Below are 26,281 nucleotides of genomic sequence, written 5' to 3'. Positions count from 1 at the left end.
ATAGTGTACTGATTTTCGCGCCTAATGACTATGTCTGAGCGCGTTTCTTAGTACGTTTTGTAGCGATTACAGGTAACAGGCCAAACAGAGCCAGAATTACAGCTCCCCAGTTACCAATTTTATTAAATAATGTTGAACCACTAACCGGGTAAACATCTGCTGATAACGCCGTTGCCGTAAACTGTGGAGCCAGTTCTATATATTGACCATGTTCGTCTACAGCTGCTGTAACGCCATTATTCGTCGCCCGTAACAAAGGCTTACCAAGCTCCATTGCACGCATTCGCGCTATTTGCATGTGTTGCCAGGGACCGTGTGAATCACCAAACCAGGTATCATTGCTTATGGTCACGAGATAATCGGTATCGTCGTAGGTATTGCTACGAACTTGACCCGCAAAGGCTATTTCATAGCATATAGCCATGGCCAGATTGCTACCGTTGGCCTTGAGGTTAGGCTGTTGATATCCCCCCCGGCTAAATGACGACATAGGTAGATTAAATAGCGGAGCCAGCGGACGTAAAAGATCTTCAAAAGGCACAAACTCGCCAATTGGCAGCAGTTGGTGTTTTTGGTAACGGTTAGCGTTGCCATAATTGTAGCTGTCGTCGTCCAGTACAATAACGGAGTTGTAAAAATCATCGTTGAGTCTGTCGTAATCAATAATGCCGGTAACTAAGGCTGAGTCGTTCATACTCGCGGACTGTTCTACCGTATTGAGGACATCACTGGCATAAGGCTCAAGCGCGGTTATCGCGGATTCCGGCCAAATAACCAGATCGTGATTAAATTTAGGGCGGGTTAAATCGAGATAGCGCAAAATATTTGGCCATTGCTGTTCGGCCTGCCATTTTAAAGATTGTTGAATGTTGCCCTGAACCAGCAGTACCGACATGGACTCCGTTTTTCTCTCTGTGGGTTGTATTTTAGGGAATACGACAGCGCAAGTGAGAAAAATAAGCGGAATTAAAAGCGACGCTGGTTTTTTGAACCTGAACGCCAGCACCATGGTAATAGCAGTAAACCAAAGTGCTACCGTAATACCCGTTTCACCAATAACCGGAGCCAGTCCGCCGAAAATACCATCGGTTTGACTGTAACCCAGGCTCAGCCATGGGAAGCCGGTGAAGAGCCAGCCTCTGAGTAGCTCGGCAATAAGCCAGAAGAAAGGCAGACTGAAGCGCCAGACAAATTTTCGGTGAGAGAGCTTCTGCCAACACCAAAATGCAATTGCAGGAAACAGCGCTAAATAAGCAAACAACAACACTAATAAAAGCAGCGTAACCGGAACCGGAACACCACCATATTGATCGATGCTAACGTAAATCCAGCTTAAACCAGCACCGAACCAACCCATGCCGAAGACAAAGCCCGCTCTGAATGCGCGTTTAGGGGCTAGGGGCCATATCAGTCTTACCACTATAGGCAGTATGATAAACGGCAGCCAATGCCAGTGAAAAGGTGAATAAGACAGCGTCAGGAGAGCGCCGCAAATCACTAACAGTAAAGAGCGTGTAACGCTTCCTGAGGGTGTTATCATTACTGTGCAGACTCCGGCGAGGTATCGGTATCAGAGTCCAGACTGACTTGCAGTTGTTGAATACGTCTTTTATCTGCGTTAGTGACCCGGAAAGTCATGTTACCGAGTTTAACTTCTTCACCTGCCTGTGGTAAATGGCCAAAGCCGTGCGCAACAAGCCCACCAACAGTGTCGTGTTCTTCATCACTGAAGTTGGTGTCAAAGTATTGGTTAAAGTCTTCAATGGTAGTTAAAGCTTTTATTGAATAGCGGCTTGGGCTAAGGCGACGAATATTGTTTTTCTCATCGTTACCATGAGCATCGGTTTCGTCTTCAATTTCGCCAACTATTTCTTCCAGAATATCTTCAATAGTTACCAGACCAGATACGCCGCCATACTCATCGACAACAATAGCCATATGGTAACGGTTGGAACGAAACTCTTTTAGTAACACATCAACGCGTTTACTCTCCGGAACGATAACCGCGGGGCGCATGACTTTGTCCAGCGAAAAGGCTTCGTCGGTCATGTTAAAGCCGTAGCTGAGCAAGTCTTTTGCTAACAGAATGCCTTCAACGTGATCTTTGTTGTCAGTAACAACCGGGTAACGACTGTGTTGAGAATCGATAACGATAGGCAGGAATTCGTCTACACCTTGATGGATATCAATGGTGACCATTTGTGAGCGTGGAATCATAATGTCGCGGACTTTAAGCTCAGCGACATCGAGAACGCCCTCAATCATCTCTCTGGTATCGTTGTCTATCAGGTCGCGGTCTTCGGCGTCCTGAATCAAATCGACGAGTTCTTCTCTGCTTTTCGGCTCACCAGCGAATACTTGCAGCAGTCTCGCTGCCCAGGATTTTCCCGATGAGCCGTTGGCTGAGTGGGGGTTGTCGTCGCTCATTGAGTGTTAAGCTCCATGTTGTCTGCGGTTTGATACGGGTCTGATATTCCCAGACTCGCTAAGATGTTACGTTCAATTTGTTCCATTTCTTCGGCTTCGTCGTCTTCAATATGATCGTAACCTAATAGGTGGAGAGTACCGTGTATCACCATATGCGTCCAGTGGTCGATGGCTGACTTTTGTTGCTCTTCAGCTTCACGTTCAACGACGCTCTGACAGATAACCAAATCACCTAACAAAGTGACGGGTAATTCGACTGGGCTATTGAAGGGGAAAGACAAAACATTGGTGGCGTAATCTTTATTACGGAACTCATTATTCAACTGCTGAGCTTCTTCTAATGCAGCAATGCGCACCGTTAGCTCAACCGCTTTATCATTTTCTTGCAGATAATCCAGAGTGGCTGCGACCCAACTGTGGACAGCGTTTTCCTCTGGAGCTTTGGTAATACCGTCAGCCAGTTGATAGTCTAGTGTTAAATCAGCCATTAGCTTTTATCGAATTCCTCGTAGGCTTGAACGATGCGCTGCACTACGGGGTGACGCACGACATCGCCGGCTTGAAAGAAGGTAAAGCTAATGTCTGTTACTTTATTTAGTACCTCAATGGCGTGCCTTAACCCTGAGCGTTGACCGCGGGGTAAATCCACCTGAGTGATGTCGCCGGTAATGACCGCTCGTGAATTAAAACCAATACGGGTCAGAAACATCTTCATTTGTTCACAAGTGGTATTCTGGCTTTCATCTAAAATAATGAAGGCATCATTCAGCGTTCGACCACGCATGTATGCTAACGGAGCCACCTCAATGACGTTACGCTCAATCAGCTTTTCAACTTTTTCAAAGCCGAGCATTTCAAATAAAGCGTCATAAAGAGGGCGCAAGTAAGGGTCTACTTTCTGAGCTAAGTCTCCCGGTAAGAAACCCAGCTTTTCACCCGCCTCTACCGCCGGACGAGTTAAGAGAATACGGCGCACTTCCTGACGTTCCAAAGCATCTACTGCACAAGCTACTGCCAGATAAGTTTTTCCGGTACCGGCAGGTCCAATACCAAAATTAACGTCATGAGCCAGAATGGCACGAACATAACCCGCCTGATTATGATTGCGAGGCTTAATTAAGCCGCGTTTGGTTTTAATGTGAGTCATTTTTTCAGCGGCAGGGTCGCCTTGATCGTCGCTTTGCTCAAGAACTTTGGCCTGCTGAATGGCCAGGTGAACTTGTTCGGGTTCAACCTGGCCTTCTTTGCCTTTTACGGTTGCCGTCTCAATGTAGAGATCGAGTAATAATTTGTGCACGGCTGCAACGCTGGCTGCGTGACCTATCAACTGAAACTGATGACCGCGGTGTGTTATTTCTACGCCGAGGCGACGCTCTATATGCTTCAGATTCTCGTCTAAAGGGCCGCAGAGATTGGAAAGCCGACGTGAATCCGTCGGCTCTAGCTCAAAATCAAGTGTCTGTGTTTGTGGACTCAATCGTTTCCTCTTTACTTAACTGGCTTGTCGAGGCATTCGAACAACGCCTAATTCATCAGGCTCGCTCGATTTTCCTCTTTGCAAAATAATTTCTGGTGCCGTATCTACACGAAGCCCCATATCGGCTTCTTCCCGAATTAACTCACCGCGTAATGAGTTCGGAAGAACTTCGGTAATACGTACATCAACGAACTGTCCAATCATATGGGGTTGACCAACAAAATTTACAACCCGATTGTTTTCAGTGCGTCCGGTAAGCTCCATCGGGTTCTTTTTCGATGGTCCGGTAACCAATATGCGTTGCTCCGTCTCCAGCATACGACGAGCGTGCGCCATAGACTGTTGGTTCAAACGTTGCTGTAATAGCTGCAGCCGCTTTTTCTTGGTTTCTTCACTAATGTCGTCAGGTAAATCAGCCGCTGGCGTTCCCGGGCGAGCACTATAAATAAAGCTGAAGCTCATGTCGAAGTCAATGCTCTGGATAAGATCCATGGTTGCTTCAAAATCGGCATCGCTTTCGCCGGGGAAACCGATGATAAAATCTGATGACATGGCGATATCAGGGCGCGCTTTTTTCAAGGCGCGAATTTTCGATTTGTATTCCAACGCCGTGTGACCACGCTTCATCATGGTCAATATACGGTCTGAACCACTTTGTACTGGTAAGTGTAAATGGCTGACCAGCTCCGGAATGGTTTTATAGGCTTCGGTAATGTCGTCTGTAAATTCAACCGGATGCGATGTGGTATAGCGAATCCGATCAATACCATCAATTGCCGCAACCAGGTGCAGCAATTCAGCAAAGCGGCACACTTCGCCGTCGTAATGCTCACCGCGATAGGCGTTAACGTTTTGTCCTAACAGGTTTACTTCACGGACGCCTTGTTCCGCTAGTTGTGCAATTTCATAAATGACATCATCAACCGGGCGACTGACTTCTTCACCACGAGTGTAAGGCACAACACAGAATGAGCAATATTTGCTGCAGCCTTCCATAATAGAGACAAAAGCACTGGCACCGTCTGCTTTAGGCTCGGCTAGACGGTCAAACTTTTCAATTTCAGGAAAAGAGACGTCAACCATAGGCGCATGAGTCTCGCTGACCTGATTAACCATTTCCGGTAAGCGGTGCAAGGTTTGAGGGCCAAAGATAATATCGACAAAAGGCGCGCGGGCGCGTATTTCATTGCCTTCCTGAGAAGCAACGCAGCCACCAACACCAATCAATAAATTCGGATTGTTCTTTTTCAGGTTTTTCCAGCGACCTAACTGGTGAAAAACCTTTTCCTGCGCTTTTTCGCGGATGGAACAGGTGTTCAAAAGAATGAGATCGGCATCTTCGGCTTCTTCGGCAACATCGTAGCCGTGGGTTGAGTGGAGCAATTCCGCCATTTTGGTGGAATCGTACTCGTTCATCTGGCAACCCCAGGTTTTGATATATAACTTCTTACTCATGACCACTCGATGGTTGATGGATTTCGTATAAGGCGCTTATTTTATCGCGTATTGGAGCAGATTGCCAAGTTTGAAATGATTAACTTTTGCGCCGTGTTCGTATGGCAAAATAGCCTGCAACAACAATGATTAACGCGCCCCACAGCATGTGCCAGGCAAGTTCCTCTCCAAATAACCAGTAGCCGAGTAAAGCGGCGAACAAAACTGAGCTGTAAGTAAACACTCCAACCTTTGCTGGTGGGGCGATGGAAAAAGCTTTGGTCATAGCCAATTGCCCATAAACTGCCAGCAAGCCCATAACAACAACTCCAAGCCAGTGCTGAGTTGGAATAGGTTGCCACAACCACAGCAGCGGAAGCCCTGAAGCAATGGTGGCCAGAGTAGAAAAATAAAATACAATTTTACTTGTCGATTCGGTGTCCGACATGCGGCGAATGACGGTTTTGGTGAAGGCTGCGAATGCGGCGGCTAAAAAGGCTAACCCGATGACAGGTGAAAGCTCGCTGTTCATAGGGTCGAGAAAAATAAAGACACCAATAAAACCCAGCCCAATAGCCAGCCAGGTTTGTTTAGCCACATAGTCGTGTAGCCAAAGCCAGCCAATAACTGGAATTAAAAAGGGGGACAGCAACAGAACCAGAGTAGCCTGCGCCAGCGGAATTGTCGCAATAGCGTAGAAAAACAAGTACATAGCGGCAATGCCCGCAGCACCACGAATAAGGTGCAGTTTCAGGCGTTCTGTTTTTAAGTTGCCAAGACCTTTTCGCCATAACCAGGGAAGAAGAACGAGAAAGGCCATCAGGTTACGAAAAAAGACCAATTGCTCGAAAGGTTGATCCTGACTGATGTATTTAACCAGCGCACTGACGCCTGCAAAACTGGCTTCGGCACTTAAAATAAGCAGAGAAGCAATAATGACCGCTTTTTGTGAACTTTCCCTAGCTTGCATAAAAAACACTCTGAACATCGTCTTATTGACTATGATAACGGAAATTCACCATGAGATGTGTTATTTATAAGGGCTAGCAGGAATGTAAGGAGTGAGGGCGCGGTAGATGAAACAGCTATCAGTATTGATAAATGGCGGCGGAATGGTCGGTGCTGCGGCCGCACTAGCATTAGCGCAGCAAGGTGCAAATGTGACCTTACTTGAACCCTTTCCTCCGGGAGAAGACAGCGGTACAGACCCTGACTGGGATTTACGCATATCGTCTGTGAATAACAGCAATTGGGAATGGTTACTGGATTTAGGTATTGGCGTTTGTGTGCGTCAGCAACGAGTTTTTGACTACCAGAAACTGAGTGTGACATCGCAAAGTGGCCATAACCTGAGCTTTCAGGCAAGTGAAGCGGGCTTATCGAAGCTGGGCGTTATGGTTGAAAATAACGCTTTGCAGCTGGCTCTGTGGACAAAATTGCGTACTCTTAAAAACGTTGATTTACGAACAGACGACACGCTCGATAAACTCAATGTTGGAACAAAAACGGTGGTTTTAAGTCAGGGCGATACGCTCAGCTATGATCTGTTGTTGGGCTGTGACGGAGCCAATTCTAAAGTGGCGCAGCTTGCCGGTTTTCATTATCGGGGCTGGGATTATGACCAACGTTGCCTATTAGCTAATGTCAGTCTGGAAAAGCCGATAGAACCCGAAACCTGGGAAGTTTTTCGCCCCCAGGGGCCTTATGCTTTGCTGCCGCTGACTGAACAACAAGCTTGCCTTATAGACTACGGTTTACGTGACGACATCAATTCTCTGCAGAGAGACAAGGCGGGTCTTGAAGCTTATTTGAGTGAGACCTTTTCTCCCCATATCGGCAATTTCCGGGTACTTAAAAGTGCCAGTTTTGCGCTGCAGAGAAAACATGCTGCACACTACGTTAAAGAAGGCTCTATTGTTTTATTAGGCGATGCTGCTCACAGTATTCACCCTATGGCCGGGCAGGGCGTTAACCTGGGATTTGCCGATGTGCGCTGTCTGGTTGAGGTACTACAGGAAAATACTCCGAGCGTAGCTTTGGATAAGTACGAAAAGACCCGGCAAGGCGAAAATGCGAAAATGATGCGGATGATGGATGCCATACAGTTTGGTTGGCGCAGTCGTAATCCAGTTATGCAGTTTGCAACCGCAGCATCCTTGAAAGTAGCGGCTTTCCCGCGGGTTAAGCGTTGGCTGTTAAAGCAAGCTGTGGGCGAATAACAGGCACAAAAAAACCACCTTATGGTGGCCTTTCTGTTTTCCACTTTTACCTGAGTAAAATTATACTCGAATAAAGTGGTGCGGAGGGGGGGACTTGAACCCCCACGTCCTTACGGACACTAGCACCTGAAGCTAGCGCGTCTACCAATTCCGCCACCACCGCAACAGTAGTTAGTATGGCTGGGGCACCAGGGATCGAACCTGGGAATCGCGGGATCAAAACCCGCTGCCTTACCGCTTGGCTATGCCCCATCCTACTAAGATGGCAATCACTTTTGGAAACAACTAATGGCTGGGGCACCAGGGATCGAACCTGGGAATCGCGGGATCAAAACCCGCTGCCTTACCGCTTGGCTATGCCCCAATTTTAGCTGGCTCTGAGAGTTGGTGCGGACGGAGAGACTTGAACTCTCACGCCGTGAGGCACTGGAACCTAAATCCAGCGTGTCTACCAATTCCACCACGTCCGCATCATGATCAGTTAAAGGTTGGTGGCTACGGCGAGATTCGAACTTGCGACCCCAGCATTATGAGTGCTGTGCTCTAACCAGCTGAGCTACGTAGCCATACCTTTTTACTTACCGCTCTCTGTGAGTGCGGCGCGTATTATGCAAATCGCTCCGCAGCCCGTCAACCTATTTTTGAGAAAAAACGATATTAACGGGCGCGTTTGAGCAAAAAAACAGTGATTTGCTTAAAAAGGCAGCAAATCACCAGGGCAGGCTTTCTCCGTTACTATGAAAAAACTGTCCGGTGGTATCTAAGCTTAATTCCTCAATACGTTGCATTAAGCGTTCCGCTGCTGTTTCTGCAGGAATATCACCGGCATGATTCACCATATCGGTTTGTACAAAACCCGGATGGAGTAATACCACGGGAATTCCATGTTCTTTTAAGTCCAGCGCAAGGGATTTCCCGGCCGCATTCAATGCCGCCTTTGACATTCTGTAACCGTAGCGGCTTCCTGAACCATTATCTCCAATGGATCCCATACGGCTGGTAATCAAGGCAACCTTACTGCCTTTCTTTAAATTCTTTAGTAGCGCTTCGGTGACTCTTAGCGGCGCTAACGCGTTGACTTCAAACTGAGCCCGTATATTACCAGCGTCAATTTCACCTAATACGTCTTTATGCAGAAGCCCTGCGTTATTAATTAAGATATCAATCTTTTTATCGCCGATGGTCTCGGAAAGACGCAGTAAATCGGAGGCTTTGGTGACATCAATGCCCTCAATAATTTCAACGTCCAGCTCAGTTAATTGCTTTGAACTGTTGCGGCAAACGGCGAAAACTTTGTGGTCTTGTTCGGCATACTGCCGGGCAAATTCGTAGCCAATTCCCCGGTTAGCACCGGTAATTAAAACCTGTTGTTGACTCATTTTGTACTCCAAATACCAGAGGCGTTATTCGCTAACGCCACCTTCAGTTAGTTTTTTCGGGTCCAGCAACTGCTCAAGCCGGTCACGACCTAGGTCGGTCATCTCATCAGCGACATCGATAATGGCTCGTCCATCTTTGTACGCTACTTTGGCAATTTCAGCGGCTTTATTGTAGCCAATGACCGGGTTAAGAGCTGTTACCAGAATAGGGTTTTTCGCTAAAGCTTGTTGCAGCCGCTCTTCATTGACCTCGAAGTCGGCAATAGCTTTAGTTGCCAGAGCGTCACAACTGTTACTGAGTATATTAATGGACTGTAGTAAGTTGTAGCCAATAACTGGCAGCATAACGTTTAGCTGGAAGTTGCCTTGCTGGGCAGCTGTCGTAATTGTGGTGTGGTTACCATTAACCTGAGCGGCAACCATAGCTACAGCTTCCGGAATGACCGGGTTCACTTTACCCGGCATAATACTGCTTCCGGGCTGTAATGCGGTTAGCTGAATTTCGCCTAAGCCCGCCAGTGGTCCACTGTTCATCCAGCGTAAGTCGTTACTGACTTTGAGTAAGGTCGTCGCCAGCGTATTCAGTTGTGCCGAGAGTTGTAAATTGATTTCCTGTCCGGCAATACCCGTAAAAGGGTTCGCTGAGTGTTTAAAGTCACTGCCGCTAAGCTCAGTCAACTGTTCGGCAAACTCAGCTGCAAATTCTTTAGGGGCATTTATTCCTGTGCCTATTGCTGTACCGCCCTGCGGAAGAATTCGGCTGCGCTGTAATAACTGTGGAAGCTGTTCAGCAGTTATGTCCAACTGACCAGCCCAGGCTTCAAGTTCTTGCGCCATGGTCATTGGCATGGCATCCATTAAATGGGTTCTGCCGGTTTTTACCACATTGCGTAACTCAATGGCTTTACTGCGAATAGTATCAATAAGGCCTTTTAAAGCTGGTGTTAACTGTTTTTCTACAGCCAGTACACTCGCCACCTGAATAGCGGTAGGTATAACATCGTTGCTCGACTGGCTTTGGTTCACATGGTCATTGGGGTGAATTTCAACACCGCTTTGCTTAGCTAAATTGGCAATAACCTCGTTCACATTCATATTGGAACTGGTACCTGAACCGGTCTGGAACACATCAATAGGGAAGTGCTCTAAGTGATGACCGTTAATGATTTCTTTAGCCGCTTTAATAATGGCGTCAGCCTGTTCCTTTTCTAACTGACCAATTTTAGCGTTTGCTCCGGCGGCACTCGCTTTAACCATTGCTATGGCTTGTATCAGTTGAGTGGGTAAGGTTAGCCCACTAATGGAAAAGTTATCAACGGCACGCTGTGTTTGTGCAGCGTAAAGTGCTTTTTGGGGGACTTTGACCTCGCCCATACTGTCCTTCTCTGTGCGATAATCCTGACTCATAAATATCCCTCCTGTCCTCAAGCTAAGAGTAATAGCTTAGTGTCTAAATTTGTTTGTCGATACTTATGTATTTCAAGTACCAACAATGAACCATAGTGGATCATTAATACGTACTTCAATCATAGCGCAGTTTCGTTTTTTCGGTTACGGTTGACTGATGTGCGCGAGCTTAATGGTGATTTTGTGGGGGACTTTGTGTGAAGCGACTTTTTGTTGGTGTTTTTTTCACGGTATTTGCGGTTCAAAGCGTGGTCGCAGATACCGTGCAGGTTGAGATTTTGGCCGCAGATGGTCAGCCGTTGGCAAATGCTGCACTGTTAATTGAGAGGGAAAAGCCGCCTGTCAAAGTGACTGGGCAGTCGGCGGTAGTTGACCAGGTGAACAAGCAATTTACGCCCACGGTTAGCGCAGTAGAGCCGGGCACCGACGTTGTGTTTCCTAACAGTGATAACATTCGACATCATGTTTACTCTTTCTCTGAGGCTAAGAATTTTGAGTTAAAACTTTATTCAGATAAAGAAAAGCCAAGCGTTAATTTTGATAAAGCAGGCATAGTGACTCTGGGTTGTAATATCCACGACCAAATGGTTGCCTATGTGCTGGTAAGTGACGAATACGATATTGCGGTAACGAATGAGCAGGGTATTGTTGAGCTTAAGGTGGAAGAAAATTCAGCTCCCGCCGAAATCAGGGTGTGGCACTATTGGATGGGGGATGAACTGTCTAAAGCACAGAACGTGCAATTAACCTCAGATTCAGGGAAGCTGACCGGGCAGGTGCAAGTATCACCGCCGGTGCGGGAAGATAAAGAGCCCTCGCGGCTGGAACAGCGATTTAATCGCAGAGGGAATTGATGATAACACGGTTCAGAACCCGTTTAATTTTCATCCTTGCAGGACTTGTAGCTGGCGCTTTGTTGGTTGCTTTGGCTGCGGTTTGGGTCGCTACAGAAAATCAGTTAGATCGCTCAATTGAGCGTGAGCTTAGCGTTAGTGAGAGAGTTTTCCGGGAGCTTCTGGATAGTCGTAGCGCTCAATTGCTGCAAGCGGCAGAAGTCCTTACCGATGATTTTGGGTTTAAACGCGCGGTGGCTTCAAAAGATCGGGAAACCATAGTGTCAGCTTTGGTTAACTACGGTGAACGTATTGAAGCTGAGTTGATGGTGCTGCAAACTCCCGAAGGCGAAGAAATTGCATCATCTCATGCTTTTGATCAGCTACGCATTAACCATAGTGGGGCAGGTTCGAACAGCGAACTGGCGGTTGTCGAAGAAGAACTGTTTCAACTGGTTACAGTACCGGTTCATGCTCCAAATCTTATTGCCTGGGCAACCTTAGGTTTTGAAGTGGATTCGGGTTTAGCAGAAGAATTAAAAAATCTGGCTAATGCTGATATCACCCTGTGGCTGGAGAACTCAGGAAAAGTCATTGCTTCCAGTCTGGCTGCACGGCAAGTGTCTTCGTTTGCGAAAGCGCTGAATAAAGACGACCATACTCTTGATAACTGGTTGTTAAATCAGGAACTGGCGGGGAGTGAGGTGGTGCTGGATGCCGGTTCCGATGATGCTGTCCACGTGGCATTAACAACGTCACTTGAAACTGCGGCTGCTGAATTCACGCGGCTGCATTGGCAAATTGCTTTAATTGCAATTGTTGCTCTGGTTATAGCGATACTTTTAGCGGCGATTATAGCCAGAGGTGTTTCCCGTCCGTTACAACAGTTATCGGGAGCCGCTAGAAAATTACAGCAAGGTGACTACAGTGAGTCTGAACTGTCGCTGAACGATGATGAGTTCGGAGAGTTGGCCAATACCTTTGGCAGCATGCGCAAAGCTATTTCCGAACGTGAACAAAGAATTTCTTATCAGGCATCTCATGACCATTTAACAGATTTGCCGAATCGCTCATTTTTCCGTGAGCAGTTGCAATACCGTTTAGATGAGAATACCAGCTCCGGGTGTCTTTTATTGTTGAATATTCATCAATTCAGAGTTCTCAATGACAGTGTGGGTCAGGAAATTGGTGATGACATCCTGCATCAGTTATCTGTTCGGCTGAAGTGGTGTTGTGGTAAAGCTGAGTTATTGGCTCGAATTGGCGGTGACGAATTTGCTGTTCTATACGCTTCTGATAAATCCACATTCGACCTCGATGGTAAAATTAAAGAGCTTCACTCTTTTCTCGATACGCCCTTTAAAGTTGGCGACAGTGATTATCGTCTGGCCTTTAATGTCGGTGTTGTTTATTTTCCTGAGCAGGGCAATGAAGTCGATTTACTTATTCGTCGTGCGCAAGTCAGTGTGCAGCAGTCCAAGCTCCAGAAAAGCTTTTATGTTGAATATAAGAGTGGGTTGGACGAACAATACATGCGCCGCCTGCAAATTATTGAGTCACTTAAAGATGCGGTAGCGGATCAGGAGCTACATCTTGTACTGCAACCTAAAATTAATTGCCAGACGGGTTCAGTCGTGGGGGCTGAGGTATTGTTGAGGTGGCAGAGCGACAAGCTTGGATTTGTCGGGCCGGATGAATTTATTCCGTTAGCAGAGCAATCCGGAGCTATTACCGAGTTGACCAACTGGGTGTGCAGAGAGTCGACCAAGCTGCTTCAGAGCTGGCATGAGCAGGGGCGGACGCTAAAACTGAGCATCAATTTGTCAACCGTCGACTTATTGAGCGACGCCTTACCCCTACTATTTGAACAACTCATTATTGATTTTCCCGAATTACCGAAGTTGCTGGTACTGGAAATTACAGAAAGTGCGGTAATGAAAGACCCGGAAAAGGCCATTGCCCGGCTGGAAACATTGAAGCGTCTTGGGTTTTCAATATCAATTGATGACTACGGTACCGGGCATTCCTCGTTGGCACAATTGCGGCGTTTACCGGTAGAAGAGCTGAAAGTAGACAGAGCCTTTGTGCAGCATTTGAGCGAGGAGTCTAAGGACAAATCTATTGTTCGTTCAACCATACACTTAGCTCACGAGTTAGGTCTTCGTGTCGTTGCCGAAGGTGTCGAAAATGAAGACAGCTGGAGAGTGTTGCAGTCGATGCATTGCGATGAGTTGCAAGGCTATTTCTTTAGCAAACCCTTACCAATTTCAGGCTTTATAGATTACTTAAATAACCATGAAACCAATGGATGATAACGAATGATGAACAAGTGTTTATATGGCGGAGGTTTTTTGCTGACCTGCGCTTTAGCTGTAGCCCCATCTGCGGCAGCGGATCAGGGAACACGATTACTGGCAACCGGCGGTACCAGTAGTCTTGAAGGCTCTGGTGGCGGAGGCATTGTGCCCTGGGCTACGTTAAGCAGTTATGCCGGTGAAGGCCAGTTTGGCGCGACGGTTAACTTGAGTGAAGTGTCTGTTGATGATTTTCGCTTAAGTGTTCAGGGCGCCAGTTTCAGCTGGAATAACCGTATTGAGCTGTCGTATGCGGAGCAAACCTTTGATTTATCCACTATTGGCGGCGAATTGAGCCAAAGCATTGTTGGTGCAAAAGTACGTTTAGCTGGCGATCTAATTTATGGTGACCTACCGCAAATAAGTCTGGGTTTACAACACAAGAAGAACAACGATTATGAGTTGCCAGCGGTGGTAGGCTCTCAGGATGACAGCGGCACCGACTGGTATGTCAGTGCAGCAAAAGCATGGCTGGACGGGCCTTTCCACCGTACCTGGGTTGCTAATCTGACATTACGTTCAAGTGAAGCTAACCAATTGGGCTTACTGGGCTTTGGTGGCGATAAAGAGAAAAGCCGCGAGTGGCTGGCTGAAGCTTCCGTAGCTGCGTTTATTAATCGTTATTGGGCTGTAGGCGTTGAGTACCGACAGAAACCGGATAACTTAAGCTTTGCGGAAGAGCAGGATTGGAAAGATCTTTTTGTTGCGTATTTCCCGAACAAACATGTATCTGTCGTTGGAGCCTACACCGATCTGGGCTCCATTGCGGGACTGGACGACCAAACTGGTTGGTATTTGTCTGTTCAGGCAGCTTTTTAAGGAGAGACTATGAAAACCGTTTTGTTATTGGTGGCCTTGTTGTTTTCGCCACTGAGTTTCGCTCAGAGCTTGTATCAGCAACTGGGTGAACAGCAGGGCATAGAGACTATTGTTGAAGAAATGCTTTATCGGGTGGGTGGTGACGAGCGTATTGCGCATCATTTTGATGGTGTTGATATTATGCGCGTACATAAGCTCATCAGCGAGCAAGTGTGTGATTTAAGTGGCGGACCTTGTGATTACAGTGGTGAGGATATGAAAACTTCCCATCGTAATATGGGCGTCGACAATGCGGATTTTAATGCTTTAGTGGAACACTTGATTGCTGCAATGGAAAAGGAGAATGTTCCGGTTTCAGCGCAGAATCAGTTATTGGGCGTGCTGGCGCCTATGCATAGCGATATTGTTGAAGAGTAATGGATGAAAAAATGGCTCGCTGGGAGCGAGCCATTAATCGGTATTTAAACGTTAAAGCGGAAGTGAATGACATCGCCGTCTTTCACAATGTACTCTTTCCCTTCCAGGCGCCATTTACCGGCATCTTTTGCACCTTGTTCACCGTTATTGGCTATATAGTCGTCATAACCAACGATTTCGGCACGAATAAAGCCTTTTTCAAAGTCAGTATGAATGCGTCCGGCTGCCTGCGGTGCAGTTGAACCCACTTTAACTGTCCAGGCGCGAACTTCTTTTACGCCGGCAGTGAAGTAGGTGTGTAGGTTTAATAGTTCGTAACCGCCACGAATAACGCGGTTCAGGCCAGGTTCTTCCTGACCCAGTTCGCTCAGGAACTCTTCTTTATCCGCTTCATCCAGCTCGGCAATTTCTGACTCAATAGCGGCACATACCGGAACGACTACCGCATTCTCGGTTGCGGCAATTTCACGAACTTTGTCAAGATGAGGGTTATTTTCAAAGCCGTCTTCGTTGACATTAGCAATGTACATAGTCGGCTTTAAAGTCAGCAAGTTGTATGAACGAATAGTGGCACGCTCATCTTTGCTTAGCTCAACAGAACGAGCCATTTTGCCTTCGTCCAATGCCGGTTTCAGCTTTTCCAGCACAGCAATTTCGGCTTTAGCTTGTGAATCCCCACCTTTAGCTTTTTTACTTAAGCGGTACAGAGACTTATCAACTGAGTCTAAATCGGCCAATGCCAGCTCGGTGTTAATGGTGTCAATGTCATCGGCCGGGTCGATACCACCGCTGACATGCACTATGTTGTCGTCTTCAAAACAGCGAACAACATGGCCAATAGCGTCAGTTTCACGAATGTTTGCTAAAAACTGGTTACCTAAGCCTTCGCCTTTTGAAGCACCTTTAACTAGCCCGGCGATATCCACAAACTCCATGGTTGTTGGAATAACGCGTTCCGGGTTAACAATAGCGGCTAGCTTATCAAGACGAGGATCAGGAACAGGCACAACGCCAGTGTTTGGTTCGATGGTACAGAATGGAAAGTTTGCAGCTTCAATGCCTGCTTTGGTCAGTGCGTTGAAGAGAGTGGATTTACCTACGTTAGGTAAACCAACGATACCACATCGAAATCCCATGAGAGTTTAGCCTTTCTGTTCAGGGCGGTAGCTATGCAGGCGCTGCAACGCAGTTCCCCAGCCTTCCGCCATTAATGTGTCGATACTGCGGCTGGCTTCATCGATACAGTCATCAATAAGCCGCTGTTCATTTGCTGAAGCTTTGCCTAAGACAAAGCCAGTTACTTTTGTTTTATCGCCCGGGTGGCCAATACCAATGCGTAACCGCATAAAGTCCTGGCTGCCTGTCTGAGCAATAATGTCTTTAATTCCGTTATGCCCGCCGGCACCTCCGCCTTTTTTAAATTTAGCAACGCCGGGTGGTAAATCGAGCTCATCGTATGCCACTAAAATTTCGTTAGCCGGTATTTTATAAAAGTTAGCCAGAGCCGCAACAGAGAAGCCACTACGGTTCATAAAATTTTGTGGTAATACAATACGCAGGTCATGAGCGCCTTGTTGCCAGCGTCCAATCAGAGCTTTGCTTTTTGCATCGGGGGAGAGCGTAATCGCGTGGCGTCTGCAAAAGTCATCGACTAACCAGAAACCAGCGTTGTGGCGAGTTCGTTCATACTCGGGGCCCGGATTTCCCAGGCCCACAAGTAGTTTTACTTCAGTTCCCATAACAGGAGACTGACTTATTCTTCGTCAGCGTCTTTGCTGTTTTCAGCAGGAACGTCGCCAGGTGCTACTGTATCTTCTTCGGTCTCTTCTTTCTCGACGCGAGGAGCAGTAATAGACACAACCGCCTGGTCGTGGTCTTCACCTTTGGTCAGTTCAACTAACTCAACGCCTTTAGGCAGTTTTAAGTCAGTTAGGTGAATAGTGTCACCAACGCTGAGTTCAGCAATATCAACTTCCAGATATTCTGGTAAGTCTTTCGGTAATACAGTAATTTCCACGTCGTTCACGTGGTGAACAACTACACCGCCTTCTTCTTTAACGCCCTTAGCAGTTGTTTCATTTAAGAAGTGCAGAGGTAAGTTAGTGTGCAGCTTGTGGCCTTTTTCTACACGCTGGAAATCCAGGTGAGTCAATTTAGGCTTGTACGGGTGACGCTGCATGTCTTTCAGAATTGCCTGATGTTTCTTACCATCAAACTCCAGCGTCAAAATGTGCGAATAAAAGGCTTCGTAATCGGCCATGTTATTCACTTTGTTGTGGTCTAACGCTAATGCGATTGGCTCGCCCTGACCACCGTATAAAATCGCTGGTACTTTGTCCTCGTGACGCAGGCGGCGGCTCGCACCTTTCCCTTTGTCCGTGCGGACGGTAGCTTGAATGTTAAAATCTAATTCAGCCATGATTTGGCCTCTCAATGTTTAAAGTTTTTATTTGTCAGCACTCGCGACCAAGAGCTGACCCAGAAACTTAGAAACCGACAACGAGGCCGGTTTCTAAGGGCGCGCAATACTAGCACTGAGCAGAAATAATTACAACAATCAGTAATCGAACATTGCTGAAATAGATTCTTCATTACTAACGCGGCGAAGTGCTTCTGAAAGCATACCGGACAAGGTTAACTGAGTAACTTTACCCGTGGCTTTCATCGCATCGCTCAGCGGAACACTGTCGGTAACGATAAATTCGTCAATTTCAGAGTCTTTAATGTTTTGCACCGCATTGCCGGAAAATACCGGGTGAGTAGCGTAAGCAAACACACGCTTTGCACCGTGAGACTTCAGTGCTTCTGCGGCTTTGCAAAGCGTTCCGCCAGTATCAATCATGTCATCGACAATAATGCAGTCACGGCCTTTAACATCACCTATTATGTGCATAACCTGCGATACGTTGGCTGACGGACGGCGCTTATCAATGATGGCTAAATCGGTGTCGTCCATAAGCTTGGCAAAAGCACGGGCACGTACAACACCACCAATATCAGGAGAGACTACAACCGGATGGTCGAAGTTTTGCTGACGCATGTGTTCTAACAATACCGGAGTACCAAAAACGTTATCGACAGGTACGTCAAAAAAGCCCTGAATTTGTTCGGCGTGTAAGTCGACAGTCAGTACACGGTCAACACCAACACTGGATAAGAAATCGGCAACAACTTTAGCCGTAATAGGAACACGAGCTGAACGAACGCGACGATCCTGACGAGCGTAACCAAAATAAGGCATCACTGCAGTAATACGACCAGCTGAGGCACGACGTAAAGCGTCCACCATAACAATGAGTTCCATTAAGTTGTCATTGGTGGGGGCACAAGTAGATTGAAGAATAAAGACGTCGGAACCGCGGACGTTTTCATTAATGGCGACGCTAATTTCGCCGTCACTAAAGCGACCAACGGAAGCTTCACCAAGTTTGATATATAGGCGATCGGCGATTTTCTGGGCTAGCTCAGGAGTGGCGTTGCCGGCGAAAAGTTTCATGTCAGGCACAACATACCTCGACTTTTATTGGGTTAATGTCTGGATAAGTGGTGAACGGTTCTGGCCTTGAGCGATAAATGAGCAAAGTTCTTTGGGAACCTGCTGTTGCGCTTCCTTTGCGGCTTGTCTTGTCTCAAATGTTGAAAAAAGACATGCTCCACTGCCAGTGAGCCGAGTCGGGGCGTATTCTAGCAAGGCACGGCGCAACATAGCAACTTCGGTGTGTAGATCGCAGACCACCGGTTCAAACACATTCGCGACTTTTTGCTGTTGCCAGTTTTCCGCGGTAACCGGCGAGCAGTTGCGTTGTAGTTTAGGGTGAGAAAACAGCGCAGCCGTACTGATAGAAACATTGGGTTTAACTACCAAATACCAGGGAGTAGGCGGTGTTATATTAGTGAATACATCGCCGATACCTTCAGCAAAACAGGCATGTCCATGAATAAATACGGGCACGTCTGCACCAAGTTTGCGACCTATTGCCTGTAGTTCTGTGCTATTTAAATGACTGCCCCAAAGCTGATTCAGCCCCACCAGCGCGGTTGCAGCATTAGATGAACCTCCACCTAGTCCGGCTCCCTGAGGAAGCCTCTTAATTAATTCAATCGAGCAGCCAGGCAGTTGCGTCATGCCTTTTTCTTCATAGGCTTTTTTTAGCGCTGTTAACGCCTTCCAGACTAAATTCTCGTCGCGGGGAATTTGGCTGTTGCAGTCAATTAAATCAAACTGGTTGTCGTAGGTGGTATAGAACTTCAGGGTGTCAGCGTAATCCAGAAATTGAAAAACGGTCTGTAAATTGTGGTACCCGTCGGCGCGGCGCCCAACGATATGCAAAAACAGATTAAGTTTCGCCGGAGCTGGGAGCGTTAAGGTGTTTACTGCCATTCGTTCACTTGCACCTTTATCTGTAGCTCAGGACTTTCCAGGTGGATCTGTTCCGGTAAGGTTACTATTTGTACTTTGTCCTGATCATAGAACCAACTGAGCTGCCAGTTTTGACCCTGATGGAATATCGTCGACTGAGCTAAGGTTCCATCTTTATGATAACTCACAGACTTTAGTGAGCTCGTTTTTCTGCCCAGAACCCAGTTGTGTAACTCTTCAAAGGGAACAGCCGCGCCCAGCAGACGGTATAATAAAGCGTCTGCTGAAGGAGCCCAGCGTTCCTGGTCATCGGAGTCAGTCAACAAAGCGCCGCTGTCATCGACGGTCAGTTTAGCCAGTTGGCCTTTTAGCGGATGAGAGAAACGAATGATTTGCTGGTGAGGCTGGTAACGCCAGTTAATGTAAAAGCTGTCCCTTTCCTTATTGTTTTTCTGAATAACAGCCATGCGACCACTTAGTGACCATTGTTGTAGCTGCTCCAGCTTTTGTTGATGAGCGTCAATAATACGTTGATTAACTTCGGTACTGCTTGCTTGCTCTGATGGCGTCGGCAGCGCGCACCCGGTTAACGATGTTATAACAACCAGGTAAACCCAGAATAGTCGGCGTTGAATCATATTTTTCAATTGCTGCAATCGGAATGTAATTAGTTGACCAGAAAGCGCTGTCACTTTCAATGACTAAGGCTTTCACGTACAATCGGGCAACTTAGATTTTGGCCGCGTTGGGATAACGAGTTTCACAGTCAGATGACCATTTCAGCTCTCGGAATTAATCATAAAACCGCATCAGTCGATTTGCGCGAGCAAGTTGCGTTTAGTGCTGAACAGCTTGATGCTGCGCTGCAGGCCGTGCGTAATCTTCAAGGTGTTGAAGAAGCCGTTATCGTCTCTACCTGTAACCGAACCGAGCTATATTGCCGGGGGGAAGTGTCTGGTGACTTGCTCCTGGGCTGGTTAACCGGTTTCCACAAATTGGCCCCAAATGCGCTGGAAAATCATCATTATCACTTCCAGGGCGAGCAGGCCATTACCCACCTTATGTCAGTCGCCAGTGGTTTAGACTCGCTGGTACTTGGCGAGCCACAAATTCTGGGGCAGGTAAAACAAGCGTATCAGGCCGCGAAACGTCAGGCCTCTGTCGGCGGTATCCTTGAACGCTTATTTCAGCAGACCTTTCGTGTAGCAAAAACCGTTAGAAATGAAACCGCGGTAGGTCAAAACGCGGTTTCGGTTGCTTATGCTGCGGTTTCTATGGCGCGTCATATTTTCGCTAATTTACAGAAGTCGAAGGTGCTGCTGATTGGAGCCGGTGATACTTCCGAGCTGGTTGCTCAGCATTTAAAGCAGCAAGGCGTAACCGAAATTCTGGTGGCAAACCGGACTTTGCAAAGGGCTAGCGAAATGGCTGAACGTGTCGGCGCAACGGCTCACAGTTTGTCTGAGTTATCAGAGTTATTGCCGCAGGCCGATATTGTCGTCAGTTCAACCGCCAGTACTTTGCCTATTGTGGGCAAAGGCAGCATTGAAAAAGCACTGAAAAAGCGTCGGCACAGACCCATGCTGTTAATTGACTTAGCTGTGCCACGAGACATTGAAGAGCAGGTTAATGAACTCGATGATGCTTACCTTTATACCGTTGACGATCTACAAAGTATTATTAGTGAGAATATCCGTAACCGTGAGCAGGCCGCTCGTGAAGCTCAGGTTATTATTCAGCAGCAAACGAAAGAGTTTAATGACTGGCTGAAGTCGCTGAACAGTGTCGAGCTGGTGCGGGAGTACCGTACGCACACAAAAACACTAGCTGACGAGCAGTTAAAAAAAGCATTAGCGCAAATAGAGCAGGGCAAAGACCCGGCCGAAGTGCTGCAACGATTCAGCCACAGGCTGGTGCAGCAATTAACGCATAAACCGACAAGCTTATTGAAATCTGCCGGCGAAAATAATGACCAATATACGCTGGCCGTTTTGCAACAACTTTGGTCAGAGCCATCCTCTGACTCATCAAAAGGCAAATAAAAACATGTTGAATCCATCCATTGAACGCAAACTAGAAGGTCTAGTTGAGCGTTATCAGGAAGTGCAGGCTTTATTGGGTGAGCCCGATGTGATCAGTGACCAAAACCGCTTTCGCTCATTATCGCGTGAGTATTCTCAATTAGAAGAAGTGGTTGGTTGCTTTGAAGAGTACCGCCAGAATCAGGATGATCAGGCAGCCGCAAAAGATATGGCTGAAGATGATGACGCTGACATGCGCGAAATGGCGGAAGAAGAGCTAAAAGAGGCAAGAAAAGCCGAAGAAGAGCTGGAAAACCGCCTGCAACTTCTATTGTTGCCCAAAGACCCGAATGACGACCGCTCATGCTATTTGGAAATTCGTGCCGGAGCTGGCGGTGACGAAGCGTCGATATTCGCCGGTGACTTATTCCGTATGTACAGCCGCTACGCTGAAAAAAATGGCTGGAAGGTCAATATTGTCAGTGCCAGTGATGGTGAACACGGCGGTTATAAAGAAATTATTGCGCACATGAGTGGCGATGGTGTTTACGGGCGTATGAAGTTTGAGTCTGGTGGGCACCGCGTACAACGTGTTCCGGAAACTGAATCGCAAGGGCGTATTCATACTTCAGCTTGTACTGTTGCCGTGTTACCGGAAATTCCAGAAGCCGAGGCCGTTGAAATTAACCCGGCGGACTTACGCGTCGATACTTACCGCGCCTCGGGTGCTGGTGGTCAGCACGTAAACCGAACCGATTCTGCTATTCGTCTTACCCACATACCAACCGGTGTGGTGGTTGAATGTCAGGAAGAGCGCTCGCAACATAAAAACCGGGCTAAAGCTATGTCGGTTTTACAGGCAAGAATTCAACGTCTGGAAGATGAAAAGCGTCAGGCAGAAGAAGACAGTACCCGCCGTAACCTGGTAGGAAGTGGTGATCGTTCAGAGCGCATTCGCACCTATAATTATCCGCAAAGCCGGGTAACAGACCATCGCATTAACCTGACATTGTATCGTTTAGATGAAGTACTAACCGGCGATATTGATTTGATACTGGATGCCATTATTACTGAGCATCAGGCGGATCAACTGGCGGCTCTGTCTGAAGGACAGCAATGACGCTGCAGCAAGCCATAAAGTGGGGGCGGGAGCAGTTAAAGCAGAGTGAAGATGCTGCTGCGGATGTTTCTGCCTTACTTTGCTTTGTGCTGGATAAAGAAAAAACTTACCTTATGACCTGGCCGGAAAAGCAGCTGACACAAGAGCAGCAACGGCATTATGAGGAATGTATTTTAGCCCGGCAGAAAGGCAAACCTGTGGCTCATATCACTGGTCGCCGCGAGTTTTGGTCACTGATGCTTGAAGTAAACGACAGCACGTTAATTCCCCGTCCCGATACTGAAACGCTGGTTGAAGCGGCGCTTAGTCTTGAGCTTCCTGAAAATGCCCGCGTACTGGATTTAGGTACGGGTACGGGAGCGGTCGCGCTGGCATTAAAGTCGGAACGTCCCGGCTGGCAAGTTTGGGCGTGCGATAAAAGCGGCGATGCGGTGGAACTGGCACGCCGGAATAGTCAGGCTTTAGGCTTAAATGTTGAAATTTTGTGCAGCAACTGGTTTCAATCTGTGCCAAAGTCTCTTAAATTTGACTTGATTTTATCGAACCCTCCATACATTGATGCAGGCGATCCGCACTTGAGTATGGGAGATGTCAGATTTGAGCCCCAGACGGCGTTAATTGCGGAAAATAACGGTTTAGCCGATATAGAGACTATTATAAAAGAAGCCAACAACCATTTAGCAGACCAGGGTTGGTTACTACTTGAGCAGGGATGGCAACAGGCTGATAGCGTTGCAGAGCTACTGTTTAAAAGTGGTTATAAAAAGGTTAACCGTTGGCAGGATTATGCTAGGGTAGACCGAGTTACCGGCGGGGAAAAGCCAGGGCGGGGAGAGACTAATAATGAGCAATCAGTTTATGTTTGCTGACGAAACCAGCCAGCAAACCACAAAATTACCGACAGAATACTGGAAAATTCTGATTGTCGATGATGAACCAGAGGTGCATGCGGTAACCAAACTGGCACTCAACGACTTTAATTTTTTAGGTCGTGGTTTAAAGTTTTACAGTGCTTTTTCTGGTGAAGAGGCAAAGCGGTTAATTGACGAGCATCCTGACGCAGCTATATTACTGCTGGACGTTGTTATGGAAACCGATGATGCAGGACTACAGGTAGCGCGTTATATTCGGGAAGAAGCCGACAACCACTTTACTCGTATTATTTTGCGGACAGGGCAGCCGGGTCAGGCACCTGAACGCACGGTTATCGTTAACTACGACATTAATGACTACAAATCCAAAACCGAACTCACTGCACAGAAGCTCTTTACTGCAGTAATGTCATCGCTGCGTTCGTACCGCGATATCATGTCCATTGATCAAAGTCGTCACGGGCTTGAGAAAATCATTGCGGCTTCGGCGAATCTTTATGCTCTGCAACCAATGAACAGTTTTGTTGATGGTTTAGTGCAGCAGTTGAGCTGGGTCATCGGCGGTGCCAAACAAACCTTGTATGCTACCGCTAATGAAGACGGCTCATCCTATAGAGTGTTAGCCGCTCATGGAGAAGATTCCGGGGTTTGTGTTGGTCAGACTTTACGCTCGGTTATTCCGTCAAAGGCTTTAGCTGAGTTAGAGCATGTTATTGCGAATCATGGCTCGTATTATGGTGACGACTTCGTATTGTTATATTGCCGAAGTCATTGTCGGTCGCACGGGTCTGTTTTGTTTATCGGCGGCTTATCCAGAGCACTTACGGCCGATGATCACCATGTACTTCAGCTATTTTCTGAAAACGTGCAGCTGGCGCAGGATAACGTGGTTTGTCTGGAAGACTCCGATCAGTTTCTGGCGCGTTTAGCTGACCAACTTATGCTGCACCATGCCAGCCATTTTAACGGCATTCTGGAGCAAAATAGCGAAGTCCGGCTTGCTTATGCTGTAGCCCAAAAAACTTCGGCAGAAGACGCTGAGACAACGGCTTTAGCCTGGTCTTTATTTGCGCAGGCGCGACCGTTGCTTAACTGCGCTTCGGATGCGGCTGCTGCGGTAGAAACTACGTGTCAGCAACGAGTTGCCCGCTCATTGCGAGCACTGGGGCACGGTGAGCATGAAGCAACACAAAATGCTCACAGAGCACTTATTGAAAGACTGGAACGCTGGGACGGCCTGGGTTTGCCTGAAGGTAAACAAGGTTCGGATATCGCGATAAGTACTCAGGTTCTTCTGTTGACCGAGCAGTTGCTGGATTGGTGGGAAAGTGGCATTAGTGACAGCGATATTGCTGTGCGCCTGAAAGATGAACGGGGTCGCTATTATTCACCTAAGTTTCTTGATGTTGTTATAAAATCCCTGCCTGAGTTGAGAACCATTTAATTAAATTAAAAATAAGAGGTTACTGTGTACGCTGCTTTTAAACACCTGCATGTATTATTTGTGCTGATTTCGATCAGCCTTTTTTTATTCCGTTTTGTGCTTCAGCTTCTTGACTCACCTTTATTAAAAAAGAAGTGGTTGAAGATAGTTCCTCACATTAACGATACCTTATTGTTACTCAGTGCGGTGGGTATCATGGTGACATTAAGCATGTACCCAATTCAGGTTCCCTGGCTAACCGATAAAGTCATAGGTGTTATTGCTTACATTGGCTTTGGTGTCTTGGCTATGAAAGGAAAAACAGCTGGCGCACGCTGGCTTGGTTTTGTTGGTGCTTGTGGCTGGATAGCCTTCCTGTTGCATGTGGCTGTGTCCAAACAAGCACTTATTGCCGGTTAAATTAAGGGAGTACCTATGTTAGCGCCTGAGTCTGTTGTTTCGGAAACGAATGCCTTAATCACTAACGATGGGGTTGTTATTGGTTTACTGCTGGCCATTCTTGGTTTTGTATTTTACACCAATAGCAGCGAGCATCCTTTCTTCAAGAAGTTTTATCGCTTTGTCCCGGCTTTATTGCTTTGCTATTTCATACCGTCTTTGCTGAATACCTTTGGTATTGTCGACGGAAATCAAACCGCGGTAACAGATATAGCAATGGATTATCTATTACCGGCCTGTATGGTATTGCTTACCTTAAGTCTGGATTTAAAAGCCGTAATGGGCCTTGGGTCAAAGGCTCTTATTCTATTTTTAACCGGTACTTTTGGTATTGTCATTGGCGGCCCTATTGCCTTGTTACTGGTGTCTGCCATATTCCCTGAAATGCTTGGCGGTGCAGGCCCCGATGCAGTCTGGCGTGGCATGACAACCATTGCCGGAAGCTGGATTGGTGGCGGCGCAAACCAGGCTGCCATGAAAGAAGTTTATGAAGTCGGCGGAGATATTTTTTCAGCCATGGTGACCGTAGATATTATTGTTGCCAACTTATGGATGGCTGTACTGCTTTATATGGCAGCAAATGCTAAGAAAATTGATGCACGCACTGGCGCTGATACATCCGCTATCGATAACATTCGTCATAAAGTGGAGCAGTATGAAGCTGAGCATGTCAGAAACCCAAGCTTACGCGATTTAATGCTGATTCTGGCTATTGGTTTTGGTGTTGCCGGGTTAGCGCATTTGCTGGCTGACTGGATAGCTCCGGGAATAGCAACGAATTATCCTGCATTAAGTAAATTCAGTCTCGACAGCTTGTTTTTCTGGGTTATTGTTTTAGCCACGGCTGGTGGTATTGCACTTTCTTTTACCCGGGCTCGTTCTCTGGAAGCTGCAGGAGCGTCAAAAATAGGCTCCGTTTTTGTTTATATTCTGGTGGCCAGCATTGGTTTACATATGGACGTAACCAAAATAGTAGAAGCGCCTAAGTACTTCTTAATTGGTGCCATCTGGATGCTGATCCACGCCGGGCTTATGTTATTTGTGGCCAAACTGCTTCGTGCTCCTGTGTTTTATATGGCTGTGGGCAGTCAGGCTAATGTGGGTGGCGCAGCGTCAGCACCGGTTGTTGCTTCAGCTTTTCACCCGTCATTGGCGCCGGTTGGTGTATTATTAGCGGTAATGGGTTATGCACTTGGAACCTATATGGCGTATTTCGCCGGACAGATTCTACGAGTTGTCGGTAGTTAACCGCGGGAGTTT

Annotated in this window: 25 protein-coding genes and 5 tRNA genes; 11 read left to right on the top strand and 19 right to left on the bottom strand. The window is 47.2% G+C overall.

The genetic code is table 11. The annotated features are described in order from the left end of the window. Positions 1 to 28: 28 nt before the first annotated feature. From lnt to ACN0RF_RS04585, 6 genes are all read right to left on the bottom strand, one after another. On the bottom strand, positions 29 to 1,540 hold the full coding sequence (lnt, locus tag ACN0RF_RS04610) for an apolipoprotein N-acyltransferase (protein ID WP_417438201.1): 1,512 nt from the start codon (positions 1,538 to 1,540) through the stop codon (positions 29 to 31). Beyond that, positions 1,540 to 2,427, bottom strand: a complete 888-nt coding sequence (gene corC, locus ACN0RF_RS04605) for a CNNM family magnesium/cobalt transport protein CorC (RefSeq protein ID WP_011234195.1) — start codon at positions 2,425 to 2,427, stop codon at positions 1,540 to 1,542. The genes lnt and corC overlap by 1 nt, the downstream gene beginning before the upstream one ends. Next, positions 2,424 to 2,915, bottom strand: coding sequence for an rRNA maturation RNase YbeY (gene ybeY / locus ACN0RF_RS04600; protein ID WP_011234194.1), 492 nt, complete (start codon positions 2,913 to 2,915; stop codon positions 2,424 to 2,426). The genes corC and ybeY overlap by 4 nt, the downstream gene beginning before the upstream one ends. After that, complete coding sequence (locus tag ACN0RF_RS04595; protein WP_153848991.1) at positions 2,915 to 3,904, bottom strand: PhoH family protein; 990 nt, start codon at positions 3,902 to 3,904, stop codon at positions 2,915 to 2,917. The genes ybeY and ACN0RF_RS04595 overlap by 1 nt, the downstream gene beginning before the upstream one ends. A 15-nt stretch (positions 3,905 to 3,919) precedes the next feature. Then, a complete protein-coding gene (gene miaB, locus ACN0RF_RS04590; protein WP_011234192.1) occupies positions 3,920 to 5,359 on the bottom strand; it encodes a tRNA (N6-isopentenyl adenosine(37)-C2)-methylthiotransferase MiaB in 1,440 nt (479 codons plus the stop codon). 79 nt (positions 5,360 to 5,438) lie between these two features. Beyond that, positions 5,439 to 6,308 (bottom strand): DMT family transporter, encoded by an 870-nt coding sequence (locus tag ACN0RF_RS04585; protein WP_417438200.1) that lies wholly within the window; start codon positions 6,306 to 6,308, stop codon positions 5,439 to 5,441. Between the two features lie 106 nt (positions 6,309 to 6,414). Between ACN0RF_RS04585 and ACN0RF_RS04580 the strand changes: the two genes are divergently transcribed. Then, positions 6,415 to 7,557 carry an FAD-dependent oxidoreductase gene (locus ACN0RF_RS04580; protein WP_417438199.1) on the top strand — a complete coding sequence of 381 codons (1,143 nt, stop codon included), beginning with the start codon at positions 6,415 to 6,417 and terminating at the stop codon, positions 7,555 to 7,557. A 76-nt stretch (positions 7,558 to 7,633) separates the two neighbouring features. Here the strand turns inward: ACN0RF_RS04580 and ACN0RF_RS04575 are convergent. From ACN0RF_RS04575 to ACN0RF_RS04545, 7 genes are all read right to left on the bottom strand, one after another. Next, positions 7,634 to 7,720, bottom strand: a tRNA-Leu gene (locus tag ACN0RF_RS04575). A gap of 14 nt (positions 7,721 to 7,734) precedes the next feature. Beyond that, positions 7,735 to 7,809: transfer RNA gene (locus ACN0RF_RS04570), tRNA-Gln, on the bottom strand. A 37-nt stretch (positions 7,810 to 7,846) separates the two neighbouring features. After that, positions 7,847 to 7,921 (bottom strand) — tRNA-Gln (locus tag ACN0RF_RS04565). Positions 7,922 to 7,942: 21 nt separating this feature from the next. Beyond that, positions 7,943 to 8,027, bottom strand: a tRNA-Leu gene (locus ACN0RF_RS04560). A gap of 19 nt (positions 8,028 to 8,046) precedes the next feature. Next, positions 8,047 to 8,123 (bottom strand) — tRNA-Met (locus ACN0RF_RS04555). 144 nt (positions 8,124 to 8,267) lie between these two features. Continuing rightward, a complete protein-coding gene (locus tag ACN0RF_RS04550) occupies positions 8,268 to 8,936 on the bottom strand; it encodes an SDR family oxidoreductase (protein WP_417438198.1) in 669 nt (222 codons plus the stop codon). 24 nt (positions 8,937 to 8,960) lie between these two features. Further along, positions 8,961 to 10,343: a class II fumarate hydratase gene (locus ACN0RF_RS04545; RefSeq protein ID WP_034820224.1), complete on the bottom strand. Its 1,383-nt coding sequence runs from the start codon at positions 10,341 to 10,343 to the stop codon at positions 8,961 to 8,963. A 197-nt stretch (positions 10,344 to 10,540) separates the two neighbouring features. Between ACN0RF_RS04545 and ACN0RF_RS04540 the strand changes: the two genes are divergently transcribed. Genes ACN0RF_RS04540 through ACN0RF_RS04525 form a run of 4 tightly spaced genes read left to right on the top strand, consistent with a single transcriptional unit; the run spans position 10,541 to position 14,766 of the window. Then, positions 10,541 to 11,197 (top strand): methylamine utilization protein, encoded by a 657-nt coding sequence (locus ACN0RF_RS04540; protein WP_034820226.1) that lies wholly within the window; start codon positions 10,541 to 10,543, stop codon positions 11,195 to 11,197. Then, positions 11,197 to 13,488 carry an EAL domain-containing protein gene (locus ACN0RF_RS04535; RefSeq protein ID WP_417438197.1) on the top strand — a complete coding sequence of 764 codons (2,292 nt, stop codon included), beginning with the start codon at positions 11,197 to 11,199 and terminating at the stop codon, positions 13,486 to 13,488. Before ACN0RF_RS04540 ends, ACN0RF_RS04535 begins: the two co-directional genes overlap by 1 nt. A 6-nt stretch (positions 13,489 to 13,494) precedes the next feature. Then, a complete protein-coding gene (locus tag ACN0RF_RS04530; RefSeq protein WP_417438196.1) occupies positions 13,495 to 14,349 on the top strand; it encodes a DUF3034 family protein in 855 nt (284 codons plus the stop codon). Between the two features lie 9 nt (positions 14,350 to 14,358). After that, entirely contained in the window at positions 14,359 to 14,766 is a 408-nt protein-coding gene (locus ACN0RF_RS04525) for a group I truncated hemoglobin (RefSeq protein WP_034820232.1), read from the top strand. Between the two features lie 44 nt (positions 14,767 to 14,810). Here the strand turns inward: ACN0RF_RS04525 and ychF are convergent, their stop codons facing one another. The 6 genes from ychF to lolB all read right to left on the bottom strand — a co-directional run bounded on the left by ychF (position 14,811) and on the right by lolB (position 19,764). Then, a complete protein-coding gene (ychF, locus tag ACN0RF_RS04520) occupies positions 14,811 to 15,902 on the bottom strand; it encodes a redox-regulated ATPase YchF (protein WP_034820234.1) in 1,092 nt (363 codons plus the stop codon). Between the two features lie 6 nt (positions 15,903 to 15,908). Beyond that, entirely contained in the window at positions 15,909 to 16,505 is a 597-nt protein-coding gene (pth, locus tag ACN0RF_RS04515; RefSeq protein WP_034820237.1) for an aminoacyl-tRNA hydrolase, read from the bottom strand. A 14-nt stretch (positions 16,506 to 16,519) separates the two neighbouring features. Next, complete coding sequence (locus ACN0RF_RS04510) at positions 16,520 to 17,185, bottom strand: 50S ribosomal protein L25/general stress protein Ctc (protein ID WP_034820239.1); 666 nt, start codon at positions 17,183 to 17,185, stop codon at positions 16,520 to 16,522. A 138-nt stretch (positions 17,186 to 17,323) separates the two neighbouring features. Then, positions 17,324 to 18,271 carry a ribose-phosphate pyrophosphokinase gene (locus tag ACN0RF_RS04505; RefSeq protein ID WP_016341307.1) on the bottom strand — a complete coding sequence of 316 codons (948 nt, stop codon included), beginning with the start codon at positions 18,269 to 18,271 and terminating at the stop codon, positions 17,324 to 17,326. A gap of 15 nt (positions 18,272 to 18,286) precedes the next feature. Continuing rightward, positions 18,287 to 19,147: a 4-(cytidine 5'-diphospho)-2-C-methyl-D-erythritol kinase gene (gene ispE / locus ACN0RF_RS04500; protein ID WP_034820242.1), complete on the bottom strand. Its 861-nt coding sequence runs from the start codon at positions 19,145 to 19,147 to the stop codon at positions 18,287 to 18,289. Beyond that, the gene (gene lolB / locus ACN0RF_RS04495; protein WP_034820245.1) at positions 19,138 to 19,764 is read right to left on the bottom strand and encodes a lipoprotein insertase outer membrane protein LolB; all 627 of its coding nucleotides are present in this window, start codon (positions 19,762 to 19,764) and stop codon (positions 19,138 to 19,140) included. The genes ispE and lolB overlap by 10 nt, the downstream gene beginning before the upstream one ends. A gap of 132 nt (positions 19,765 to 19,896) precedes the next feature. Between lolB and hemA the strand changes: the two genes are divergently transcribed. Genes hemA through ACN0RF_RS04465 form a run of 6 tightly spaced genes read left to right on the top strand, consistent with a single transcriptional unit; the run spans position 19,897 to position 26,269 of the window. After that, entirely contained in the window at positions 19,897 to 21,168 is a 1,272-nt protein-coding gene (hemA, locus tag ACN0RF_RS04490; protein WP_011234177.1) for a glutamyl-tRNA reductase, read from the top strand. A 7-nt stretch (positions 21,169 to 21,175) separates the two neighbouring features. Continuing rightward, complete coding sequence (gene prfA / locus ACN0RF_RS04485) at positions 21,176 to 22,267, top strand: peptide chain release factor 1 (RefSeq protein WP_145914817.1); 1,092 nt, start codon at positions 21,176 to 21,178, stop codon at positions 22,265 to 22,267. Continuing rightward, positions 22,264 to 23,136 (top strand): peptide chain release factor N(5)-glutamine methyltransferase, encoded by an 873-nt coding sequence (prmC, locus tag ACN0RF_RS04480; protein ID WP_417438195.1) that lies wholly within the window; start codon positions 22,264 to 22,266, stop codon positions 23,134 to 23,136. The genes prfA and prmC overlap by 4 nt, the downstream gene beginning before the upstream one ends. Continuing rightward, the gene (locus tag ACN0RF_RS04475) at positions 23,111 to 24,583 is read left to right on the top strand and encodes a DUF3369 domain-containing protein (protein ID WP_417438194.1); all 1,473 of its coding nucleotides are present in this window, start codon (positions 23,111 to 23,113) and stop codon (positions 24,581 to 24,583) included. Before prmC ends, ACN0RF_RS04475 begins: the two co-directional genes overlap by 26 nt. Positions 24,584 to 24,607: 24 nt before the next feature. Further along, entirely contained in the window at positions 24,608 to 24,982 is a 375-nt protein-coding gene (locus tag ACN0RF_RS04470) for a SirB2 family protein (protein ID WP_417438193.1), read from the top strand. A 15-nt stretch (positions 24,983 to 24,997) separates the two neighbouring features. Then, positions 24,998 to 26,269, top strand: coding sequence for a DUF819 domain-containing protein (locus tag ACN0RF_RS04465; protein ID WP_034820257.1), 1,272 nt, complete (start codon positions 24,998 to 25,000; stop codon positions 26,267 to 26,269). Positions 26,270 to 26,281 lie beyond the last annotated feature (12 nt).

It is taken from the genome of Idiomarina sp. (assembly GCF_048260185.1).
Taxonomy (GTDB): domain Bacteria; phylum Pseudomonadota; class Gammaproteobacteria; order Enterobacterales; family Alteromonadaceae; genus Idiomarina.
The sequence above is the reverse complement of the archived record's forward strand: the minus strand, read 5'-3'. Positions and strand labels throughout refer to the sequence as shown.

What these genes read in the sequence shown, in the direction of transcription:
- lnt (WP_417438201.1), bottom strand. Translation starts at nt 1,540, where the DNA reads ATGATAACACCCTCAGGAAGCGTTACACGCTCTTTACTGTTAGTGATT.
- corC (WP_011234195.1), bottom strand. Translation starts at nt 2,427, where the DNA reads ATGAGCGACGACAACCCCCACTCAGCCAACGGCTCATCGGGAAAATCC.
- ybeY (WP_011234194.1), bottom strand. Translation starts at nt 2,915, where the DNA reads ATGGCTGATTTAACACTAGACTATCAACTGGCTGACGGTATTACCAAA.
- miaB (WP_011234192.1), bottom strand. Translation starts at nt 5,359, where the DNA reads ATGAGTAAGAAGTTATATATCAAAACCTGGGGTTGCCAGATGAACGAG.
- ACN0RF_RS04585 (WP_417438200.1), bottom strand. Translation starts at nt 6,308, where the DNA reads ATGCAAGCTAGGGAAAGTTCACAAAAAGCGGTCATTATTGCTTCTCTG.
- ACN0RF_RS04580 (WP_417438199.1), top strand. Translation starts at nt 6,415, where the DNA reads ATGAAACAGCTATCAGTATTGATAAATGGCGGCGGAATGGTCGGTGCT.
- ACN0RF_RS04550 (WP_417438198.1), bottom strand. Translation starts at nt 8,936, where the DNA reads ATGAGTCAACAACAGGTTTTAATTACCGGTGCTAACCGGGGAATTGGC.
- ACN0RF_RS04545 (WP_034820224.1), bottom strand. Translation starts at nt 10,343, where the DNA reads ATGAGTCAGGATTATCGCACAGAGAAGGACAGTATGGGCGAGGTCAAA.
- ACN0RF_RS04535 (WP_417438197.1), top strand. Translation starts at nt 11,197, where the DNA reads ATGATAACACGGTTCAGAACCCGTTTAATTTTCATCCTTGCAGGACTT.
- ACN0RF_RS04530 (WP_417438196.1), top strand. Translation starts at nt 13,495, where the DNA reads ATGATGAACAAGTGTTTATATGGCGGAGGTTTTTTGCTGACCTGCGCT.
- ACN0RF_RS04525 (WP_034820232.1), top strand. Translation starts at nt 14,359, where the DNA reads ATGAAAACCGTTTTGTTATTGGTGGCCTTGTTGTTTTCGCCACTGAGT.
- ychF (WP_034820234.1), bottom strand. Translation starts at nt 15,902, where the DNA reads ATGGGATTTCGATGTGGTATCGTTGGTTTACCTAACGTAGGTAAATCC.
- pth (WP_034820237.1), bottom strand. Translation starts at nt 16,505, where the DNA reads ATGGGAACTGAAGTAAAACTACTTGTGGGCCTGGGAAATCCGGGCCCC.
- ACN0RF_RS04510 (WP_034820239.1), bottom strand. Translation starts at nt 17,185, where the DNA reads ATGGCTGAATTAGATTTTAACATTCAAGCTACCGTCCGCACGGACAAA.
- ispE (WP_034820242.1), bottom strand. Translation starts at nt 19,147, where the DNA reads ATGGCAGTAAACACCTTAACGCTCCCAGCTCCGGCGAAACTTAATCTG.
- lolB (WP_034820245.1), bottom strand. Translation starts at nt 19,764, where the DNA reads ATGATTCAACGCCGACTATTCTGGGTTTACCTGGTTGTTATAACATCG.
- hemA (WP_011234177.1), top strand. Translation starts at nt 19,897, where the DNA reads ATGACCATTTCAGCTCTCGGAATTAATCATAAAACCGCATCAGTCGAT.
- prmC (WP_417438195.1), top strand. Translation starts at nt 22,264, where the DNA reads ATGACGCTGCAGCAAGCCATAAAGTGGGGGCGGGAGCAGTTAAAGCAG.
- ACN0RF_RS04475 (WP_417438194.1), top strand. Translation starts at nt 23,111, where the DNA reads ATGAGCAATCAGTTTATGTTTGCTGACGAAACCAGCCAGCAAACCACA.
- ACN0RF_RS04465 (WP_034820257.1), top strand. Translation starts at nt 24,998, where the DNA reads ATGTTAGCGCCTGAGTCTGTTGTTTCGGAAACGAATGCCTTAATCACT.